Annotated in this window: 18 protein-coding genes and 2 pseudogenes; 10 read left to right on the forward strand and 10 right to left on the reverse strand. The window is 66.9% G+C overall.

Annotated features, from left to right (window positions below; all coding sequences use genetic code 11):
• Window positions 1-3 precede the first annotated feature (3 nt).
• A complete protein-coding gene (locus PSR88_RS40375) occupies window positions 4-753 on the forward strand; it encodes a DUF305 domain-containing protein (protein WP_016881555.1) in 750 nt (249 codons plus the stop codon).
• Between the two features lie 31 nt (window positions 754-784).
• Window positions 785-1,033, forward strand: coding sequence for a heavy-metal-associated domain-containing protein (locus PSR88_RS40380; RefSeq protein ID WP_016881556.1), 249 nt, complete (start codon window positions 785-787; stop codon window positions 1,031-1,033).
• A gap of 310 nt (window positions 1,034-1,343) precedes the next feature.
• Here PSR88_RS40380 and PSR88_RS40385 read toward each other — a convergent pair whose 3' ends face one another.
• Window positions 1,344-2,501, reverse strand: a complete 1,158-nt coding sequence (locus PSR88_RS40385) for a sensor histidine kinase (RefSeq protein WP_016881557.1) — start codon at window positions 2,499-2,501, stop codon at window positions 1,344-1,346.
• Window positions 2,498-3,262 carry a response regulator transcription factor gene (locus PSR88_RS40390; RefSeq protein WP_016881558.1) on the reverse strand — a complete coding sequence of 255 codons (765 nt, stop codon included), beginning with the start codon at window positions 3,260-3,262 and terminating at the stop codon, window positions 2,498-2,500. The genes PSR88_RS40385 and PSR88_RS40390 overlap by 4 nt, the downstream gene beginning before the upstream one ends.
• Before the next feature lie 131 nt (window positions 3,263-3,393).
• On the opposite strand from PSR88_RS40390, the gene PSR88_RS40395 reads away from it, so the two are divergent.
• From PSR88_RS40395 to PSR88_RS40415, 5 genes and pseudogenes are all read left to right on the forward strand, one after another.
• The gene (locus PSR88_RS40395; RefSeq protein ID WP_016881559.1) at window positions 3,394-3,651 is read left to right on the forward strand and encodes an SHOCT domain-containing protein; all 258 of its coding nucleotides are present in this window, start codon (window positions 3,394-3,396) and stop codon (window positions 3,649-3,651) included.
• 94 nt (window positions 3,652-3,745) lie between these two features.
• Complete coding sequence (locus PSR88_RS40400; protein ID WP_016881560.1) at window positions 3,746-5,320, forward strand: multicopper oxidase family protein; 1,575 nt, start codon at window positions 3,746-3,748, stop codon at window positions 5,318-5,320.
• A gap of 582 nt (window positions 5,321-5,902) precedes the next feature.
• Window positions 5,903-6,672 (forward strand): IS5 family transposase gene (locus tag PSR88_RS40405; RefSeq protein WP_342338995.1). Its coding sequence is split into 2 segments (ribosomal slippage): window positions 5,903-6,245 and window positions 6,245-6,672, totalling 771 coding nucleotides; the frame shifts between segments, so codons are not numbered across the junction.
• 455 nt (window positions 6,673-7,127) lie between these two features.
• Entirely contained in the window at window positions 7,128-8,909 is a 1,782-nt protein-coding gene (locus PSR88_RS40410) for a reverse transcriptase domain-containing protein (protein ID WP_342338993.1), read from the forward strand.
• 107 nt (window positions 8,910-9,016) lie between these two features.
• Window positions 9,017-9,133: pseudogene (locus tag PSR88_RS40415) on the forward strand (transposase); the annotation flags it as partial.
• 337 nt (window positions 9,134-9,470) lie between these two features.
• Here PSR88_RS40415 and PSR88_RS40420 read toward each other — a convergent pair.
• From PSR88_RS40420 to PSR88_RS40440, 5 genes are all read right to left on the reverse strand, one after another.
• Complete coding sequence (locus PSR88_RS40420) at window positions 9,471-9,815, reverse strand: metal-sensitive transcriptional regulator (protein WP_029538704.1); 345 nt, start codon at window positions 9,813-9,815, stop codon at window positions 9,471-9,473.
• A gap of 23 nt (window positions 9,816-9,838) precedes the next feature.
• A complete protein-coding gene (locus PSR88_RS40425; protein ID WP_157180122.1) occupies window positions 9,839-10,006 on the reverse strand; it encodes a hypothetical protein in 168 nt (55 codons plus the stop codon).
• Window positions 10,007-10,108: 102 nt separating this feature from the next.
• On the reverse strand, window positions 10,109-12,370 hold the full coding sequence (locus tag PSR88_RS40430; RefSeq protein WP_016881566.1) for a heavy metal translocating P-type ATPase: 2,262 nt from the start codon (window positions 12,368-12,370) through the stop codon (window positions 10,109-10,111).
• A 29-nt stretch (window positions 12,371-12,399) separates the two neighbouring features.
• Complete coding sequence (locus PSR88_RS40435; protein WP_016881567.1) at window positions 12,400-13,344, reverse strand: hypothetical protein; 945 nt, start codon at window positions 13,342-13,344, stop codon at window positions 12,400-12,402.
• 39 nt (window positions 13,345-13,383) lie between these two features.
• Window positions 13,384-13,590: a heavy-metal-associated domain-containing protein gene (locus PSR88_RS40440; RefSeq protein ID WP_029538706.1), complete on the reverse strand. Its 207-nt coding sequence runs from the start codon at window positions 13,588-13,590 to the stop codon at window positions 13,384-13,386.
• Between the two features lie 869 nt (window positions 13,591-14,459).
• Between PSR88_RS40440 and PSR88_RS40445 the strand changes: the two genes are divergently transcribed.
• Together PSR88_RS40445 and PSR88_RS40450 are read left to right on the forward strand one after the other, a co-directional pair.
• The gene (locus PSR88_RS40445; protein ID WP_016881569.1) at window positions 14,460-15,131 is read left to right on the forward strand and encodes a M23 family metallopeptidase; all 672 of its coding nucleotides are present in this window, start codon (window positions 14,460-14,462) and stop codon (window positions 15,129-15,131) included.
• 373 nt (window positions 15,132-15,504) lie between these two features.
• Window positions 15,505-15,818, forward strand: a pseudogene (locus tag PSR88_RS40450) (PhoD-like phosphatase N-terminal domain-containing protein); the annotation flags it as partial.
• Window positions 15,819-15,902: 84 nt separating this feature from the next.
• Here the strand turns inward: PSR88_RS40450 and PSR88_RS40455 are convergent.
• Window positions 15,903-16,211, reverse strand: a complete 309-nt coding sequence (locus tag PSR88_RS40455) for a transposase domain-containing protein (protein ID WP_411755691.1) — start codon at window positions 16,209-16,211, stop codon at window positions 15,903-15,905.
• Between the two features lie 820 nt (window positions 16,212-17,031).
• Between PSR88_RS40455 and PSR88_RS40460 the strand changes: the two genes are divergently transcribed.
• Entirely contained in the window at window positions 17,032-17,775 is a 744-nt protein-coding gene (locus PSR88_RS40460; protein ID WP_016881570.1) for a hypothetical protein, read from the forward strand.
• Window positions 17,776-17,911: 136 nt separating this feature from the next.
• On the opposite strand, the gene PSR88_RS40465 is transcribed toward PSR88_RS40460, so the two are convergent.
• Complete coding sequence (locus PSR88_RS40465) at window positions 17,912-18,649, reverse strand: hypothetical protein (protein WP_016881571.1); 738 nt, start codon at window positions 18,647-18,649, stop codon at window positions 17,912-17,914.
• Window positions 18,650-18,681: 32 nt separating this feature from the next.
• A complete protein-coding gene (locus tag PSR88_RS40470) occupies window positions 18,682-19,725 on the reverse strand; it encodes a ComEC/Rec2 family competence protein (protein ID WP_016881572.1) in 1,044 nt (347 codons plus the stop codon).
• Window positions 19,726-20,565: the final 840 nt, after the last annotated feature.

Below are 20,565 nucleotides of genomic sequence, written 5' to 3' on the forward strand. Positions count from 1 at the left end.
GTCATGAAGAAGAAGTCCCTAGCCGCCGGCGCAGCCGCGGTTGCTGCTCTGGTCGCGTTGACCGCCTGTAGCAACTCCAACAACGATCAGGCCACGCAGAGCAATACCGCGGCGAGCGTCACCGCCACGTCGGCCTCCGCCGATACCCACAACCAGGCGGACGTGACGTTCGCGCAGCAGATGATTCCGCATCACGCGCAGGCGATCGAGATGAGCGATGTCGTGCTCGCCAAGGACGGTATCGACCCGCGGGTGATCGATCTGGCCAACCAGATCAAGGCAGCACAGGGCCCGGAGATCGAGCGGCTGCAGGGCTGGTTGACCGAGTGGGGACAGTCCAGCATGCCGATGGCCACGTCCGGGATGATGACTCCGGGTCAGAGCATGCCGATGGCCACGTCCGGGATGATGACTCCGGGTCAGAGCATGCCGATGGCCACGTCCGGGATGATGACTCCGGGTCAGAGCATGCCGATGTCGATGCCGGGCATGGAGATGCCAGGCGATAGCGGGATGGGAATGAGCGGAATGATGTCCGCCGAGGACATGACCGCACTGCAGAATGCTCAGGGCGTGGATGCCAGCAGGCTTTTCCTTACGCAGATGATCACCCATCACCAGGGCGCGATCGCCATGGCGCAGAACGAAATCGATTCCGGTCAGTATCCCGATGCAGTCGCGATGGCACGCTCCATCGCCGACACCCAACAGCAGGAGATCGCCACGATGCAGAACATCCTGGCCTCGCTGTGACATCCGGCTTCGGGGATTCGAACACCCGCCGATGACCGCGCCCGAGGAGAACACAGGCACCACCGCCGGCTACCACGTCTCCGGCATGACCTGCGCGCATTGTGTGAAGGCGGTCACCGAGGAACTCGACCGGCTCGATGCAGTGACGAGCGTCGACATCGACCTGGTTCCCGGCGGGGATTCTCGGGTGAGGGTCACCAGCAGCCGGCCACTGCCGCTCGAGCAGGTACGTCACGCCGTCGACGAGGCCGGATACTCGCTGACCGACCCGCCGGCGTGATCCACCCTCAGCGCGCCCTGCCCGGGGCATCAGAAGGTTTCGCGACGGTGAGCACGAGGACGGACTCGGGTCACCGCCCTCGACCCGGGGAGGATGGCTGTCACCGCCGGTCAGCCGGACCCGACCGCACATGATGTACGCCGTGAATGGGAACATCGGCTAATCGCCTTGGCCCGGGGTGAGCGCGATGAGAGTCTGGCGCAGCCAGGTGCTCGTGACCACCGTAGACGGTGTCCGCGCTCCGTCCGCTCGGCACGCTGCGGGCTGTGCGCAAGCCGGTGCCGGGCAATCGCCGTCACCGAATACTTCCTCACCGCTGATCCCGGCGCAGCGGAAAGGTAATGGTGAAGGTACTGCCGGTTCCGGGGCCGTCACTGCGGGCGGTGATATGGCCGCCGTGCGCCTCGACGAGGGCCTTGGCGATCGCCAGTCCGATCCCGGCTCCGCCGTGTTCGCGGTCGCGGGCCGCGTCGACTCGGTAGAACCGTTCGAACAGGTGCGGGAGGTGCTCGGCGGAGATCCCGTCGCCGGTGTCGGTCACCTCGATCACCAGCAGCTCGCTCCGCTGGCCCGCGGTCACCTCCACCCGCCCGCCCCGCGGGGTGTGACGCAAGGCGTTGTCGAGCACGTTGCCCAGCACCTGCCCGAGCCGCTCCGGGTCGGCCCACAGCCGGGGAAGGTGCGCGGGAACATGAGAGGTCAGTGCCACCTCCTTCGCTGCGTAGCGGTCCGCCGCGGCGGTCAGGGTGGTGGAGATAAGGGCGGCGGGGTCCACCCAGGTGGGCTCGATCGAGGTCCGGCTCTCTTCCGCATGGGAGAGGCTGCGGACATCGTCCGAGAAACGGACCAGCCTGCGGGTCTGGTCGCGGAGCATCGTGATTGTGTCGGCATCGAGCGTCTCGACCCCGTCCTCGAGTGCCTCCATGTACGCCTCGAGTACCGACACCGGGGTGCGGATCTCGTGGGCGAGGTCAGCGAGAAGTTGGCGGCGGGTGGTCTCGACCGATTCGAGCCCGGCGGCCATCCGGTTGAACGCCTCGGCGAGTGCGTCGAAGTCGTCCCCCAGGTGCGGGGGAGTGACCCGAATGTCGTAGCGTCCGTCGGCCACCGCGGTCGCCGCGGACGACACCTCGGTCAACGATCGTTGCAGGCGCCGACTGAAATACCAGGTCACCACCAACGCGGCCAGGGAGGCCACCCCGAGGGCGACCGCCAGGGAAATGGCTGTGGCGGAGCGGTACGCCTGCTCGGCGTGGAACTGCTCGTCGGATGAGGCCGGTACCCCGGCGCGGTGCAGGTGCTCGCGGAACAGCGGGGGGCCGGCGAACACCGCGACCACCCAACAGGTTGCGGCGCCCGCAACCAGCACCAGCGATTGCGCCAGCAGCAGCCGCACGCCGAGGCCGGGGCCTCGGCTGAGCACCGGACCGAGGCCGAGGGTGAACGGCCGGCCCTGAAGGGGGGTCATTGCCCGGTCCCCATCCGATACCCGATGCCGCGGACGGTGGTGACGTACCGGGGAGCGGCCGGGTCGTCTCCCAATTTGCGGCGCAGGTGGCCGACATGCACATCCACGAGGTGCTCGTTACCGACCCAGGACTCTCCCCACACGGCCTCGATCAACTGCCGGCGGCTAAATGCCATACCCGGCCGGGACGACAACGCCGCCAACACGTCGAACTCGGTGCGGGTCAATACCACCGGGCGATCGCCGAGATGGACCTCCCGGCCCGCGACGTCGATCCTCATCGCCCCGAATACCCGCGGGGGAGCCTCATTCCCGCCCGGCCCGGTGGGCGGCGTCTCGTATGCCGGTGCCTTCCGGGGCCGGCGCAACATGGCCCGGATGCGGGCCACCAACTCCCGCGGGCTGAACGGTTTTGTGACGTAGTCGTCGGCGCCGACGGACAATCCGATGATGGTGTCCATTTCGGCGTTGCGGGCGGTCAGCATCACCACGTAGGCGTCGGAGAACGTCCGCAGTGCCCGGCACACCTCGATTCCGTCCATGCCCGGCAGCCCGAGGTCGAGGACCACGACGTCGGGGTCGATTTCCCGGGCGCGAGCGAGCGCATCGACGCCGTTGTAGGCGACGGCTACCTCGAAGTTCTCCCGTTCGAGGTAGCTGGCGACGACCGCGGTCAGTGGGCGCTCGTCGTCGACCACCAAGGCCCGATATCCGGCGGCGCTGTCGGGCGGCAGGTGTGGCGTGTGGTTCATGGTCTCCATCGTCGCCGGTGTCCTCCCGGTCCGGTGCGGGTCACCCCGAACCGGCCATATCTTCAGGGAAACTACACAGAACCCTCATCGATTCACCGCGATCCGACATCACGCTGGAGAGAAACGAAGGGTGAACAGCCATGATGTGGTGGAACGACGGTATGGGGTACGGAATGGGCTGGGGCGGCTGGGTACTGATGGCCGTGGTGATGGTCGCGTTCTGGGGGTTGGTTGTTGCCGGGGTTTTTGCACTGTTCCGCAGCATGCGAACGGACCGCACCGCGCCCTTCGGCCTCGACGCTCGGGCCCGGGAAATTCTCGACGAACGATTCGCTCGAGGTGAGATCGACGCCGAAGAATATCGCCTCCGCAGGCACGAATTGCGTGCCCGGCAGTGACACGTGAGCGATCTGCCGTGTCGATGGCCGGTTGGCGGGCAGCCAGTAACATCCTCACGCGCGCTGCAGGGCCTGGAAAGGATTGGGGGCGGACGTGCCTGAGTACGGTGCCGGACTGAGTCGGCGCACCTTCCTCGCCGCCGCCGCCGCAGGACTGGGCGGCCTCGCAGTGTCTGCCTGTACCCGCGAATCACCGTTTTCCGGACCTCACCCGGTCGATGCGAACGCCGTGTCGGCCGCCGAGGCAGCCCGTCTCCACACCGGCCGCACCGTCGACGCCGCCCTGGCCCCGCAGACCACCGACATCGACCTCGGCGGGATACAAGTGCGCACCTTCGCCTATGGCAACACCGTTCCCGGGAAGATGATTCGGGCCAACGTCGGCGACGAGATCGCTGTCGCCCTCACCAACGGCCTCGACCACGACACCTCGGTGCACTGGCACGGCATTGCGCTGCGCAACGACATGGACGGGGCCAGCCCCGCCAGCCCCGACATCGGACCGGGTCAGAGCTTCACCTACCGTTTCTCGGTGCCGCATGCGGGCACCTACTGGGCGCACCCGCATGTCGGCCTCGACACTGACTACGAGCTCTACCTGCCCGTGATCGTCGACGACCCGAACGAACCCGGCGACTACGACGCCGAGTGGATCGTGGTCCTCGACGACTGGACCGACGGTATCGGCCCCGGCCCCCGGCAGATCTTCTCGAACCTGCAATCGGGCGGGATGGGATCGATGGGCGGACCAGGCGGCATGGGCGGCATGGGGAAGATGCCCGGCATGGGAATGGGCGGCGGCTCGGATCGATCCGGCGCCCCCACCTCGAGTGTGACGTCGACCGGGGTGGGCACCAGCAGCTTCCTGGGCGGCGACGCCGGCGACATCACCTACCCGTACTACCTGATCAACGGGCGGATCCCGACCGCACCGTCGACGTTCACGGCCACACCCGGTCAGCGTGTGCGGATCCGCATCATCAACGCCGGCGCCGACACCGCCTTCCGCGTCGCCCTCGCCGAGCACACCATGACCGTCACCCACACAGACGGCTACCCGATCACCCCGGTCGACGTCGACGCCCTCCTGCTCGGCATGGGTGAACGCTACGACGTGATCGTCACCACCGGGGACGGGATCTTTCCCCTCGTCGCGGCGGCCGAGGGCAAGAACGCCCGCGCCCGGGCCTTGCTGCGCACCGGCGCCGGATCCGCTCCCGACCCGGCATTCGCGCCCCGCGAACTCGGCGGCCGGGTCGGCACCGTGGACACCTTCGTCGCCGCCGACACCGTCCTGCTGCCCGGGGGACGCCCGGAGGTAAACCTGGCCGCGGATCTCGGCGGGGGCATGATGCGCTACGACTGGACCATCAACGGCCGCCCCTACGACCAGACCCAGCCGTTGACGATCCGTGAAGGTCAACGTGCCCGGCTGACCTTCACGAACATGACCATGATGTGGCATCCCATGCACCTGCACGGGCACACCTTCCAGATCGTCAAACCCGACGGGACCCCCGGCCCGCGCAAGGACACCGCCATCGTGCTGCCCATGCGTTCGCTCGCGGTGGACCTGGTCGCCGACAATCCCGGCGACTGGATGCTGCACTGCCACAACGCCTACCACCAGGAAGCAGGAATGATGACCCGCCTCGACTACGACAGTTGAGGCGGTGACCAGTCATCGGCCCCGCACTGATCCCTCGACGAGACCCACCGAACGTCTAGCGCCTTCCCGTGGCAGCCACAACACCACCACCGGATCCGAGAAGGAGGTGAGAAGAATGGGAATGACCATGATGGACATGATGATGATGTGTATGCGCATGATGGGCATAATGCCGCCCATGTGACGCGATACTCGGCTAGAACAGCACGTCCGTCACCCGCGCCATCTCGCGAGCCGTCTCGGCGCGGAACAGCCTGTGAGAGGCGCAGGTCAGGCGTATGTAGCCGAGGCAGTAGCGAGGGAAGCAGGGTCGTGTAGGAAGGGTTTCCGGGGCGTGAGGACCCCCGGGAAGCCCTACCAAGCGGTTTCCAGCCCTGCACGCCCACCAACCCACGAACGGCCCCTCCCATTCGGAGGGGGTCTTCGTCGGGTCTCAGAGCTTCGCGACGGTGATACGGTGCGCGACCTCAGCCCACATGCGGCCGCCACGCCCCACGCCCAGCATGCAAGTCCCCGGGATCCCCAGCAGAGTTAGAGCGTGTCTCATGTGGATGAAGTGATGTGTGGGACATAATGTGATGCGTGGTAGATGAGTTGTCACTGAGGTTGGTTCCGGATGCGTTGTGGGAGATAGTCGAACCGTCGATTCCGCGTTTTGTCGCCCGGCCGCAGGGAGGTGGCAGTGCGCCGGCCGGTGACCGGGCGGTGTTCACCGCGATCGTGTACGTGCTCACCAGCGGATGTGCGTGGCGGCACCTGCCGCCCTCCTTCGGAGTCACGGTTCCGACGGCACACCGACGGTTCAGTGCCTGGGTGCGGGACGGAGTGTTCGAGAAACTGCATCTCGAGGTGCTCGATCAACTCGGCAGCGCGGGTGAACTCGACTGGACGGCAGCAATCCTGGACGCGGCAAGCGTGCGGGCGAAAAGGGGGGCTCTCTGACCGGCCCCAGTCCCGTCGACCGCGGCAAGAAGGGATCGAAGATCCACGTCCTGTCCGAAGCAAATGGAATACCACTGGTCGTGGGCGTGACCGGGGCGAACACCCATGACAGCACGATGCTGCAACCAATGGTGGCAGCGATTCCGGCGGTGAAGTCTCGGCGTGGACCGCGCCGACGCAAGCCGGGAAAGCTTCGCGGCGACAAGGGCTACGACTATGACATTCACCGACGGTGGCTGCGCGAACGAGGCATCGTCCCGAGGATCGCCCGCCGCGGCATCGAGCGAAACGATCGCCTCGGCCGGTACCGATGGAAGATCGAACGCACCATGTGCGCCGCGAGGCGCTCTGTCGTATCCCCGGTTCAGCCGGGAAGGACTTGGAGGGAGGTTCTTGGGTCGGGTGGCTGACCTGGATCCGAAAGGTGAAGGGGACAAGAGCATGCCAGGAAACCCGGTGGTCGGGCCCAGTGGTCGGGGCGACGCATCGGGGAGGACCCGCGTGATAGGGCGAAAGCTGGATTGCCTGAAGCCCAATCTCCAGTTGATGCAAGTTCCCATCCACCGGAAGGACCGCTGAAACCGGTGCCGTGCTCTGTGTCGGAGTCGATGGTGACCGACACAACCTCCGGAGCGCGGAGCGACGCCCAGCGAGGGTGTTCAAGGAGATGAATGGGCCGCCTACGTCACGCTGCTACGTACGACAGAGACGAACGCGGGATCGCCTACCGGGCGCGAGCCCCATGGCGACGGAGGCCTCGTAGTAGTCGCCGGAGTCACGACCGGCCGAGGAGGTCGGGAAAGCCGACCACAAGGGCGAAGGAGGCCAGGTGATGTGGACACGACCAGATCGGGAGGTATGCGTAATGCAGAGCGCCGAAACGGTGCTGAGTGTCCTGTGTGAGCGCGGCAGACGCGGGCTGCCGTGCGATGAGCTGTATCGGCAACTGTTCAATCCGCAGCTGTATCTGCTGGCCTACGGGCGTATCTACGCCAACCAGGGTGCGATGACGCCCGGGGTCACACAGGAAACCGTGGACGGCATGTCCCAGGCAAAGATCGGTCGCATCATCGGTGCGATGCGCCACGAGCGCTACCGATTCCGGCCGGTCCGCAGGGTGCGCATCCCGAAGAAGAACGGGACTACGCGCCCGCTGGGATTGCCGACCTGGTCGGACAAGCTCGTCGGTGAAGTGATACGGCTCCTTTTGGAGGCGTACTACGAGCCGACGTTCTCCGATCGTTCACACGGATTCCGTCCCGGTCGGGGCTGTCACACCGCCTTGCGGGAGATCGCCCACACCTGGACCGGGACGGCCTGGTTTATCGAGGGAGACATCGCCGACTGCTTCGGGTCACTCGACCACGACATGATGATCGAGACCCTGTCGGAGAAGATCCACGACAACCGGTTCCTGCGGCTGGTGCGCAACATGCTCGAGGCCGGATACCTCGAGGATTGGACCTGGGGTGCCACGCTCTCGGGTGCTCCCCAAGGCGGAGTGGCCTCCCCAATCCTGTCCTCGATCTACCTGCACAAACTGGACGAGTTCGTCGAGACGGTCCTCATCCCGGAGTACACCCGAGGGGAACGCAGGGCGCGCAACCCTGCCTACCTGGAACTGCAGAACCGGCTGGCCAAAGCCCGTCGACGCGGTGACCGGGCCGAGGCCCGGATGCTGCGGCGGGAAATGGTTCGCTTGCCCAGCTCCGATCCGGATGACCCGGGATATCGGCGGCTGCGCTACTGCAGATACGCAGATGATCATCTGCTCGGGTTCGCCGGACCGAAGGCAGAAGCCGAGGAGATCAAACAGCGGTTGGCGCAGTTCCTGCGTGACGAACTCAAACTGGAACTGTCCCACGACAAGACGCTGATCACCCACGCCCGCACAGGCGCGGCCCGATTCCTCGGTTACGAGATCACCGTTCAGCACAACAGCAGCAAGTTCACCCGGCGCCGCCGTGCGGTCAACGGGCAGGTCGCGCTGCGTGTGCCGCTGGAGGTGATCAAGGCCAAATGCGCCCCGTACCTGCAACGCGGCAAACCCGCCAAGCAGGCAGCCCTGACCAACGGCGACGACTACACCATCGTCTCCACGTTCGGGGCCATCTACCGGGGCATCGTCCAGTACTACCTGCCGGCCGGAGACGTCCACCGGCTGCATCGATTGCGCTGGGTCATGGAGACCTCGATGCTCAAGACCCTGGCGGGTAAGCACCGCTCATCGGTGTCGAAGATGGCAGCCAAGCACAAAGCCACTATCCAGACACCGCACGGGCCACGCACCTGCTTCGAAGCGCGTATCGAACGCGACGGCAGACAGCCACTGGTCGCACGGTTCGGGGGCATCCCACTCCACCGGCAGAAGTCGGCGACGGTCGTCGACCGCCAGCCGACCCGGGTCGACTATCCGCACAAGGAACTGATCACACGGCTCCTGGCGGATACCTGCGAGATCTGTCGGCAGACGGGCAGCGTGGAGGTCCACCACGTCCGCGCGCTCGCAGATCTCGGCATACCCGGCCCCCTACGCCCCAAATGGGCTGAGGCCATGGCGAAACGGCGGCGCAAGACCCTCGTGGTCTGCACCACCTGCCATGACCACATCCACACGGGGCAGTCGGCCGCACCGCCCACGCAATAGTCACCGGAGAGCCGGATGATCGGGAAACCATCAAGTCCGGTTCGGCGGGAGGCCGCGCGGAAAAGGATCTGCCTCATCAGACACCTCGCCGCGCGGCCGACCCATCTGCCTGGCTCACCGGCTACCGACGCATGACCATCCGCTACGAACGCCACGGCGAACACTTCGCCGGATTCCTCCACCTCGCCGCCGCACTCACCTGCTTCAAGAAGCTCCCCATATGAGACACGCTCTTAGTGGGTGGTCATGGGTGGACACGAACGGGGGCGTCACAGGAGGACATCTTGGCGGCCGAACTCGTACGCCCGGACCATCAACGATCGCTCCTACGATCACTTGACGATCCGTGAAGGTCGACGGGCCCGCCTGACCTTCACGAACTTGACCATGATGGGCATCCCATGCACTGGCACGGACACCGTCATCGTCCGGCCGATGCGCTCTCGTGCACTGGGACCGGCCGCGGACGCCCAGCACCCGATGATTCACTACCACAACGGATATCATCAAAAACCGGACATGGTGACCCGGCTGGACTACACCGGGTGATCTCGGCTCGCCTCAGGAGCGGACGAGGCGGGCGATCGCGTCGGTGGCCTCTTTGATCTTCGCCTCTGCCTCGGGGCCGCCGGCGACGGCGGCGTCGACCACGCAGTGGCTGAGGTGGTCTTCGAGCAGCCCCATGGCCACCGCCTGCAAGGCCTTGGTCATCGCCGAGACCTGGGTGAGGATGTCGATGCAGTACTTGTCCTCCTCGACCATCCGCTGCAAACCCCGCGCCTGGCCCTCGATGCGCTTGAGGCGCTTGAGGTAGGCGTCCTTTTCGGTGATGTAGCCGTGCGCGGCGTGGTCATGACCGTCGTTCTCGGCAGGTGCCTGCGTGGCCGCGGGGGTGGGGGTGGCCATGGTGTCCTCCTGGAATCCGAAAGTCATGCCGAGCACCCCCGATTATGCCCGCCCGGGGTATCCGGGACGGGGTGTGGGCCGTCGAGACGGCGGCCGACCGCCGCCGCGGCACACAGCACCGCACACTTGAACGCCGCCCGGGTCGCGGGATGCCGGGTGATCTGCACCAAGGTCGTTGTCACCGAGGACATCGTCCTCTCCTTCCGGGACTGCATAGGGTAAAAGGATGTGGGGTGGGCGGCGCCTGCACGCCCCGCCCACCCCACACCCGCGGGGCGGTTTCCTGACTGCGGCTATCCGGCGAGGGACCGGAACCGGCGCAGCCGCAGGCTGTTGCTGACCACGAACACCGAGGAGAACGCCATCGCCGCACCGGCCAGCATCGGGTTGAGCAGCCCGGCGGCGGCCAGGGGGAGGGCGGCCACGTTGTAGGCGAAGGCCCAGAACAGGTTGCCCTTGATGGTGCCCAACGTCTTGCGGGCCAACCGGATCGCATCCGCCGCCGCGCGGAGGTCACCGCGCACCAGGGTCAGATCACTGGCCTCGATCGCGACGTCGGTGCCGGTGCCCATCGCCAGACCGAGGTCGGCCTGCGCCAGAGCGGCGGCGTCGTTGACGCCGTCGCCGACCATCGCGACGACCTTGCCCTGATCCTGCAACCGCTTGACGACGTCGACCTTGCCGGGGGGCAGCACCTCGGCGATCACCTCGTCGATACCGACCTGGTCGGCGATCGCCCGGGCGGCCGCGGCGTTGTCGCCGGTGAGCATGATCGGGGTCAGACCCAGATTCCGCAGCTGACCGATTGCCTCGGCCGAGGTGGCCTTGACCGCGTCGGCGACGACGAGCACGGCGCGGGCTTTGCCATCCCAGCCGACCGCGACGGCGGTCTTGCCTTCGGATTCGGCTGCGCTCATGGCCGCTTCGAGATCCTGGGGCAGGTGCTGCGCCCAGTCGGCGAGCAGGCGGGCCCGTCCGACGATCACCGCATGGTCGTCGATCATGCCCTGCACCCCGAGGCCTTCGATGTTGGCGAACTGCTCCACCTTCGGCAGGGTCCCGACCTTGTCGCGGGCGCCCTTGGCGATGGCCTGGGCGATGGGGTGCTCGGAGGAGTCCTCGAGCGCGCCGGCCAGGCGCAGCACCTGCGCGGTGTCTTCGCCGTCGGCGGTGATCACGTCGAGCAGGGTCATCTTGCCGGTGGTGACGGTGCCGGTCTTGTCGAGCACCACGGTGTCGACGCGGCGGGTCGATTCGAGGACCTCGGGTCCCTTGATCAGGATGCCGAGCTGGGCGCCGCGGCCGGTGCCGACCATCAGTGCGGTCGGGGTGGCGAGGCCGAGGGCGCAGGGGCAGGCGATGATCAGCACCGCGACGGCGGCGGTGAACGCGGCCGCGATGCCGCCGCCGGTGCCGATCCAGAACCCGAGGGTCGCCGCCGCCAGGGCGATGACGATGGGGACGAAGACGCCGGAGATCTTGTCGGCCAGACGCTGGGCCTGCGCTTTCCCGGTCTGCGCGTCCTCGACGAGTTTCGCCATCTGCGCGAGCTGGGTGTCCGACCCGATTCGGGTGGCGCGGACCACGATTCGTCCGCCGACGTTGACGGTGGCGCCGACGACCTGGTCGTCGGGGCCGACCTCGACGGGCACGGATTCCCCGGTCAGCATCGCCGCGTCCACCGCCGAGGAGCCCTCGACGACGACACCGTCGGTGGCGATCTTCTCCCCGGGGCGGACGACGAACGCGTCACCGACGGCCAGTTGATCGGTGGGGATGCGCTGCTCGACACCGCCGCGTAGGACCGAGACTTCCTTGGCGCCGAGCTCGAGCAGGGCGCGTAGGGCGGCGCCGGCGCGCCGCTTGGAGCGTGCCTCGAAGAAGCGGCCGGCGAGGATGAAGGTGGTCACTCCGGCGGCGGCCTCGAGGTAGATGTTGCCGGCGCCGTCGGAGCGGGAGATGGTCAGCTCGAACGGGTGGGTCATGCCCGGCATGCCGGCGGTGCCCCAGAACAGGGCGTACAGCGACCACCCCAGGGCGGCGAGGGTGCCCATCGAGATGAGGGTGTCCATGGTGGAGGTGCCGTGCCGCAGGTTGGTGAAGGCGGCCTTGTGGAACGGCCACGCCCCCCACACCACCACCGGGGCCGCGAGGGTGAGCGCGAGCCACTGCCAGTTGGTGAACTGCAGCGCCGGCACCATGGCCATCGCGATCACCGGAACACTGAGCACCAGCGACACGAGCAGGCGTTGACGCAGCGAGGCGGTCGGGTCCTGCTCGGCGGCGGGGACGGCGGCGTCGGTGGACGACGCGGCGGGCGCCGGGACCGTGGCGGTGTAGCCGGCCTGCTCGACGGTGGCCACGAGATCGCCGGTGGACACATCGCCGACGTAGTTGACGCGCGCCTTCTCGGTGGCGTAGTTCACCGTGGCGGTGACGCCGTCGAGCTTGTTGAGCTTGCGCTCGATCCGGTTCGCGCACGAGGCGCAGGTCATGCCACCAATGTCGAGTTCGACCTGGCCGCTGTCGGTCGGGTGCTGGGTGACGGGATTCATCGTTCCTCCTCTCGGGGCGTGGTGGTACGTCAGTGTCCGTGCCCGGCGGGCATCGGCTCGGCGGCGGGCGCCGCGGCGCGGGGGACGTTCCCGGCCGTCAGGGTGAATTCGGCGGTGCGCACCACTCCATCGTGCTGGAAGTCGAGGAACAGGCGGTAGTCCCCGGCGCTCGGGGTGGTGACAACAAAGTCGATGCCCGGCCCGGGCGGGGTGACCCCGTCACCGGGATGGCCGTCCGGGTGCACGTGCAGGTAGCCGAGGTCGGCGGCCCGCAGGGCCACCAGGTGCCCGTACGCCCCGAGATAGGGCTGCAGATCCGTGACGGGCTGCCCGCCGCGGGCCACCGCCAGCGTCACCTTCGACGCCTGACCTGGGGTGAGGGCGCCGTCGAGGGTGACGGTGTACCCGTCGACCACGGCCGAGGCGGCCGCCGGGGGCAGGGGCTGCGGATCGTAGGACCCGGCGACCTGCAGGTCGGCGCCGAGGGTCAGACCGTCACCGCCTGCCGGGGTGAAGTCGGCGAACACCCGGTACGCCCCGGCGCGGGTCAGATCGAGCGGAACGCTCCACGTTCCGGCGGCATCGAGTACCGGGTGCACATGCTGGAATCCGGCCATGTCGCGGCGCACCGCGATCAGGTGCAGTGCCTTGTCGTGGCTGTCGACGTACCGGGTCACCGGTGTTCCGTCGGCACCCAGGATGCGAAACCGCAGTGGCACGCCCGCGCCCGCCGACACCTGCGCCGTGTCCAAGGCCAGGGTGTATCCGCTGTCGGTAACCATCAGTCCTCCAGTGCTCTGTTCGGCGACCGGTGCGCCCGCGGTGGAACCGGGTTCGGCGTCATGCGTTTGAGTGTCGTGGGTGTCGGCCGGTGCGGTGTCCTCGGGACCGAAGGCGGCCCCGGCCCCGAGGGCGAGGGCGAAGACCGCGGCCAGGCCGACGGTGAATCCGGCGAACTTCGACGATGCGTTCATCGTGGGGAATCTCCTGTCCGGGTCTCGGGTGTCTGCCGGTCAGCCGGCGAGCTGGTAGCCGGCCTCGTCGACGGCCCGGGCGAGCGCCGCCTGCTCGATCGGGGCGGCGGAATCGATATCGACCCGACCGCTCGCGAGGTCGACATCCACGCCGGTGACGCCGGGGATGCTGCCGATCTCCTCGCGGACCGAGGAGACGCAGTGGCCGCAGGTCATTCCGGTGACGGTGACGGTGGTGGTGCTCATCGCATGTCCTTCTTTCTTCGGTTCGTGCGGAGTTTCGATCGAGTCGTCGTGACCCATCTACAGATTTACCATACCCCCCTAAGGTATGCAACGGAGGAGTGGCCTCACCTGCTCCAGCCGGACTCATACCCCCCGGTGGTGTTCCTCAGGCGCCTGACGAAAACCCGGTGTGGGCCCGAACGACCGTCCGCCGGGCGTGCTGCCGCCGGTGAGGGCTTTCGGGGCTACCGCGACTGAGGAAGCGGTCGGTTGCGGGGGATGTGCGGCACGGATCGTTCGTTCTTCCAGGTACTGGGCATCGGGAAGTGCAGGCATGGCAGTCGGCAGGGGCCTTTCGCCGCGCTCGATCCGGCCGAGGGCGGTGGTGCTGAGAGTCGATCGATGACGAGAGCGATGTGACGCGGCGATGTGCGCCGGTGCCGTGGTGACCGGATGGCCGCGCCAGGCCCTCTCCCGTCCGAGTGTCCCGCTGGACCGGACCTGTTTTGTGGTGTTCGTCACATCTGTCGCGTCGGCGGCGTGTTCGCTTGCGGCGTGCTGTGGAGTAGTCCGCGTCGCGTCGGGGGATGTCGTCGCACCGGCCCCGCTGTTGTTGCCGGGCCCGCGAATGTCGAGGCCGCCGCAGGCTTCTCGGCCTTGCGCGGTGTCGCTCGACGGGGTGTGATCCCAGTGTCGTTATCTGCTCGTGATGGTGATGTAGAAGTTCTAGATCTCTGACGTGGGCGTATTCGACCAAGATCATTCTTGAAATATCGATTAGGTAACGATTGTGCAGTCGATATCGTTTTGTTACTTTCCTTCTCGACGGGGGTCCGAGGCCGCGAATCTCAAGAGCGCGGGCCTAGCCAACAAAGACGAGGTAAGACACCGTGGCGAAACACCGCAGGACGGCACATCGTTCTCATTCCATCACTGGCCGCCTGAAGATCGCGACCGTCGCCGCGACGACCGGTGCCATCCTGATCGGCGGCGCGCAGTTCGGCGCCGCGTCCGCGGCAGCCCGCCCGCTCGAGATCCCGCCGGGCCTACTGCCCGCCGGTGTTCAGCTGCCCGCGATCGAGCTGCCCGACATCCCGGCCGCCCCTCCCGCACCCGGCATGCCCGGGCCGGTCAACCCGGGCACCCCCGCTCCGCTCAAGGCCCGCACCGTGCAGCCGGTGTCCGGCACACTGTCCTCCGGCTACGGCCCCCGTTGGGGCGCGCACCACGGCGGCATCGATATCGCGGCCCCGATCGGCACCCCGATCCAGTCCGCGGCCGACGGTGAGGTCATCTCCGCGGGCCCGGCGTCCGGTTTCGGGTTGTGGGTGCGAGTGCGCCACGACGACGGCGCAGTCAGCGTCTACGGCCACATCAACGAGTTCATCGTCAACGTCGGCCAGCGGGTCGCGGCGGGTCAGCAGATAGCCACCGTCGGCAACCGTGGTCAGTCGACCGGTCCACACCTGCACTTCGAGGTGTCGGACGCAGGCGGCAACCGGCTCAACCCGAGCCAGTGGCTGCGCGACCGCGGCGTCTCGGCGACCTGGGGAGCCGACTAGAACTCGCCCCGGCGGTAGTCAGTTCCAAACGATGCGAGGCGCGGCAGGCCGGGACGGCAGCCCGCGTCCCGCAAGCGGTTCGGGCATGTCGAGCATCCTTCCACCGTGAGGGCGGATCCCTCACAGGTCAGGTCGACCAGATCCGGGGCAGTCCCTTCCGCAGCCGGCGAGCACAGCGCCTTCAGAACACTCTGAAGTGCGCGACGTGCGCTTACCGGAGGCCCGTACCGCCGCCGTCGCGGGTGCTCTCGGACTCAGGGTGGAGAGAATGGCCATACCCCGTCCGGGTCGTCCCATCAGCCCCGCTCGGACTCGCCGATCGCAGCCATATACCGTGGTGTATGCCCCTCTCCCGCCGGTGTTGCGAGCAGGTGTGGCCGGATCGGCTGCGGTGCTGGTGGGTACGTCGGCGGTGAGCAGCGCCCGGTTCCCAGCGCCGCGGTGGCGGGCAGATGACCCGTTCGCACTCGGTGTGGCATCGGGCGATCCCACACCGGACGGTGTCGTCCTGTGGACACGCCTGGCACCGGATCCGCTTGCCCCGGGCGGGCGCGGCGGCATGGGCTGGGACCCGGTGACCGTCGAATACGAAGTCGCGCACGACGAGAGCTTCAGCAGGTGGCGGCGCGCGGTACGGCTGCCGCGACCCGCGAGCTCGCCCACAGCGCCCGCAACGGTTTGGCCCCAACCCTGCGGCGAGCCTGGGCGAGCGCGGCGGCATGGGCTGGGACCCGGTGACCGTCGAATACGAAGTCGCGCACGACGAGAGCTTCAGCAGGTGGCGGCGCGCGGTACGGCTGCCGCGACCCGCGAGCTCGCCCACAGCGCCCGCAACGGTTTGGCCCCAACCCTGCGGCGAGCCTGGGCGAGCGCGGAACTGCCCGGCCGGGCCGGCGTCAGCGCGTCCAGTCCGGCGGTCAGCCGTGCCCACACCTGCTGGTAGCCGCCCTCGGCGAACAGTCCGGCCGCGAGCAGCAGGTACACCACCACCCGCGAGGGCAGATCGCGCACCCGTTTCTGCACACTCGACGTCGACGCGAGCGCGTCGTCGACCATCTCGAACGGCACGATCTGGGTCAACTCGCCGAGGTGACCGGGCGCGAACCGGCCTACGGCAACCTCGACGGGGCGGCGGATGACAGACTGTGTGGACAGCGGAACTCCCAAGGTAAAGGGTTGTCTTGCGAGGACAAGCCCTCGATACCGTGAGTTCCGCTGTCCCACACGCACCGACACGCCCTTTACTCGCGTGTGTCCCATTTGACCCAACAGTCACACGCCTAACTGCGCGGCATTGGGGTTAGCGGGTGCCACTTCCGTCGTAGGAGTAGGCGGCGGCGCTGCCGACGAACGCGCCTCAGAGGACGCCGGCGTTTCGGCTGGCATCGTGCTCGGTGCGACCCGACGAGCGGGAGGCGGGGTGGTTGTGGGCGGCGCATTCGTCGTGGTGGTGCTGGTGCTCGGTACTGGCGTGGGAGTAGTGGTCGGTTGCGCAGCGGCAATACCACCGCCCGTTGCGATCATAGTGGCGATCAGCGCGGCAGTGAGGAGGCTATTCCGCAGTGAATCTCGTTTCGGGCGTGGGTGATCCCGGTCCATGCTGGTTATGGCCATCTGACATCCCGTTCCTATGAGGGGACTTCGGTCAGCGGCGGGTCCGACGCTTCTCAGCAACTTAACGACTAGATCACAGAAGCATCACCTGTCACAGGTGTCGCTTCTATAACAAACGGGACGGATGGTACGGGAGGGCCTGGTGGGGAAGGTGAACCCGGGAAGTAGATAGGGTGCTTCTGAAACGAAGAACCCCCACGGCCTAGCTGCCGTGGGGGGAACTCCATGTGTTTACGAGGGACCTTGTCCTCGTATCTGGAATCTATGATAGCGGAGGGCTGAACGGATGCCAAAGCACGCGACGATTCTCGCTGTCAACAAGCATCTGCATCCGGTCCGCCTGGCCACGTACACCTCGCGGTGCGGCAATGACCCGTATCTGGCGCTGGAGCTGTACAAGTGGAATTTGCAGCTGTCGGCGGCCTTCCAGCAGGTCCTCGCGGTGACCGAGGTGGCACTGCGTAACTCTATCGACGAGCAGTTGCGCATTTGGAACGCCGGCCAGCCGCGCCACAGCCCGCCGGGTGGCACCCATGGCCAGGATTGGCTCCTCGATCCGGCTCGTCCTCTCAACTCGTTGACCCGGGACTCGCGGAGGACGGCAACGAACCATGCCACGGCAGCCGACGGCACCAGGGATTCCGCGCACCCGCGGAAGGGTGCGCCGGTTACGCACGACGACATCCTCGCGCAGATCACCTTTGGCGTGTGGCCGAAACTGCTTCCCACGAAGATCACCACCGACACCAGCTACCGCGCCCGGCGAATCCTGTGGCAGCAGGCGCTGCGTCACGCCTTCCCCCACAACACGAATGATCCCAACGGTTACATCGTCGCCGACCGGGCCGGTCGTCTGCATGGTCTGCGTAACCGGGTCTCGCACATGGAGCCTCTGCTCGGCGTGAATATCACTGCCCGGCACAACGACGCGCTTCGCCTCCTCGCCGCGATCAGCCCCGAGGTCCGGGACTGGTGCGCTGGCATGAGTACGGTCATTGAGATCCGGCGAAAGTGCCCCATAGAGCTCTGACCAGCTCGTGTGGCCGCGTGTGCTGCGGCTACCGCCCCGCGCCCTCAACCCGTTCGCCGCGGCCGACTCGAGGAGCCGGAGACGACGGACCGGTGCAAGAGGAGCCAGTCAAGCAGGGTTCGCTGCGCCACGCACGCTATTCGGCAGTGGTGCTGGCGACGATGTGTGCGTGCTTGACCAGCTCGTCCGCGTAGGCGTCAGCGCTGTATCGAACCCAGTCGGGAGTGATGACGCAGTAGAAGAACACTGCCGCGACGATTGCCGCGAGGATACCGACGATGGGAACTGCGAGGTTGTACTCGATCGGGGTACGAATGATGGTCACGATAGCGGCGGTGGATGCGAGGGCCAAGAGGGCGTCGAGGATGTACCCGACCTTACGAAGCCCGTACAGGTTGCGGCGAAAGCTGTACCAAACGAGATCGTTCTTCAGCTTGGGGTAGGTGTCCTGGCTGCTCGTGCGGGCGATCAGGGTGCGCACAGCGGTCTCGTAGACCTGATCGGCATGGATCGGGTCGGCGGCCTCTTCCTCCTTGGTGGGGAGGCGGAGCTGGCCCCCGATGAGAGCTTGGACGTTGGCGTGCAAGCTCTGGTGCAGGATCGGGTTCGGTGCCGCCGACCACCGGAGGCGGGACGTGGCCGGCGGCCCACCCCACGATGCCCATAGCCGACCCTCGACTTTCTTCCCTGCGTCTCTGCCGAGGTGGGCGGCGAGCACGGTGAGAACGAGGATGAGCGGCAGCGGCAGCAGTGTCCACACCCGATGGGCCGCAGGGGACGCACTAGCGATCATCGTCGTGGTCAGGATGACGGGGAACCACACGACGATCATGGGGAGAGTGCGGGCGCGGAAGTCGAAGGTGTCGAATGACATTGGTGTGTCCCTTCCCAGGAGGCCGGCGTGGACTAGTCGTCGTCCTCGACGAGCGGTGGCATCGCAGCTACCGTCGACCAACCGGGACGGGCGACCTCGTTCAACAGGCAAATGGTCTGGCCCTCGGTGGCGACCACGTACCCGCCCCGGCGGGTAAGTGCGTTGACCACCTTGGGGGAGGGATGCTTCGGCGATGCCTTCGCCGAGCTGATGGGGGCAAGGAACGATTCCGAGTATGTACCGCCCGGCGCGCCGAGGATACGGTTCAGCAGGGAAGGTGAGAGATTGCGGCGGCTGCCGTGGTGCGGTGCCTGCAGCGTGTTGAGGGGATACGACGAGAAGGGGCCCACCGCGACTTCGTATCGATCAGCGGCTGCGGAGAGTGCAGGGATGCCGGCATCTCCGGTGAACAGGATGCGGTGACCATCCACGGTGAGTAGGACGATCGCGGAGGTGTTGTTCCGTGGAGCGGTCTCACCGTCCTCGCCGAGGGTCTCGATGGGGAGGGAGGGCAGCGCCCACGCGAGTAAGTCGCGGCCCTTGGTCATCAACGAGGCGGCCAGCGAGCGGCGACCTGCAGCGACGCCGGTCTTCTCTTCTTGCAGGTGCTGCGCGAGCAGCTCGCGGTAATAGTCTTTGGTCGGGCCGAGGATCTGCAGCTGGCCCGCCCACCGCTCAAGACCGGTGAAGGGCTCGCTGATTGTGACGCCCCGGGTTTCGGCGGTCTTGATTAGATCGTTGACTGCTTCGAGATTGCTGAAGTCCGCCACGTTCGCGGCGTGATTGCGGGGGCGATGAATTAGCAGTTCACCCACGGACAGCGTCTCGACCACGTACTTCAGGCCATTGATGTGATCGGCGTCGGGATGGGTGGATACGACGATATCGACGTGATCGGTGCCGTAGTGGGTCCGGATGTGCTCGACGAGGCTTTCCCCGGTCGCGCCATATCCGCCGTCGATGACCAGGACCACGTCGCGGCCGTCGTCGAGGGTGATCTGTGCGGCGATTGCATCGCCGCTCTTACTGCCGGTTCCGCTCTCGCTTTCGACCGGCAAGAAATCGATCTGGTACATGCGGCGTACTCCTACCGAGGCTGTTCGCCGAACTTGCGCTGCGTGATCTTTTGCGCAGCGCAAGGGGTAGGAACTACGTTGGCAATGAACCGACCAAGTTCCGCCGACTAGCTCCGCTCCTGTTCCGGCTCCCGGATTAGGACCGGGGCTTTCGGTGCTTTCAAACCCTACACCTAGTGGGCGACCGTGCAACCAACCTCTACATGTTGTGTCACACATATGTGATTCATACTTGGCCGCTTGAGCGCCGGACGGTCGGCGTTCGACTACCGGTGAGACCTAGATGTGGGCACTTTCCGCCGGAGGAAGGGACGACGATCGGGACTGTCCCGCGGAGGCAGATCAGCCAGCGGGAGTACGACAGAACTTCGCACGCCCTCGGTCACGTGCGCGGCAACTTGGGACGGCGGACCGCGCGGGCTCGTCCCTACCTGGCCGTAGCCAGTTACGGACCTTTGGTTGTGCGCGAGGTCCGACCTGTGGCCGATCCGGAAGACCCCAGCCCAGTAAAGCGGTCTGATCCCGAGTTTGTCCCGGCGTCAAGACTGCCGGGGGACATGTCATTTATCGAGGTCACCGCCCCACTACTCCTCCAGCGGTCGTGTCACGTCAGCTGATGGATGCGGGGAAGTGTGCCGGCGGCTCGGCCATCCCCCGGCAAGTGAACGTGTGGCTTCCAGCTCGCCACCCCCGCTTCGATCGTGTGCTGTGCGGGCGGACGCGGATCAGTGATGGCAGCGGGTTTGCGCCGCCGTTCGCTGTCGGTCGGACCGGTTATCGTTCTCCAGGCCGGGCAAACGCCAGGCGAACCAGCCGGCCGTCGCCGGTGAAGGAGGAGCA

It is taken from the genome of Rhodococcus sp. DK176, assembly GCF_038447315.2.
Classification (GTDB): domain Bacteria; phylum Actinomycetota; class Actinomycetes; order Mycobacteriales; family Mycobacteriaceae; genus Rhodococcus_F; species Rhodococcus_F jostii_A.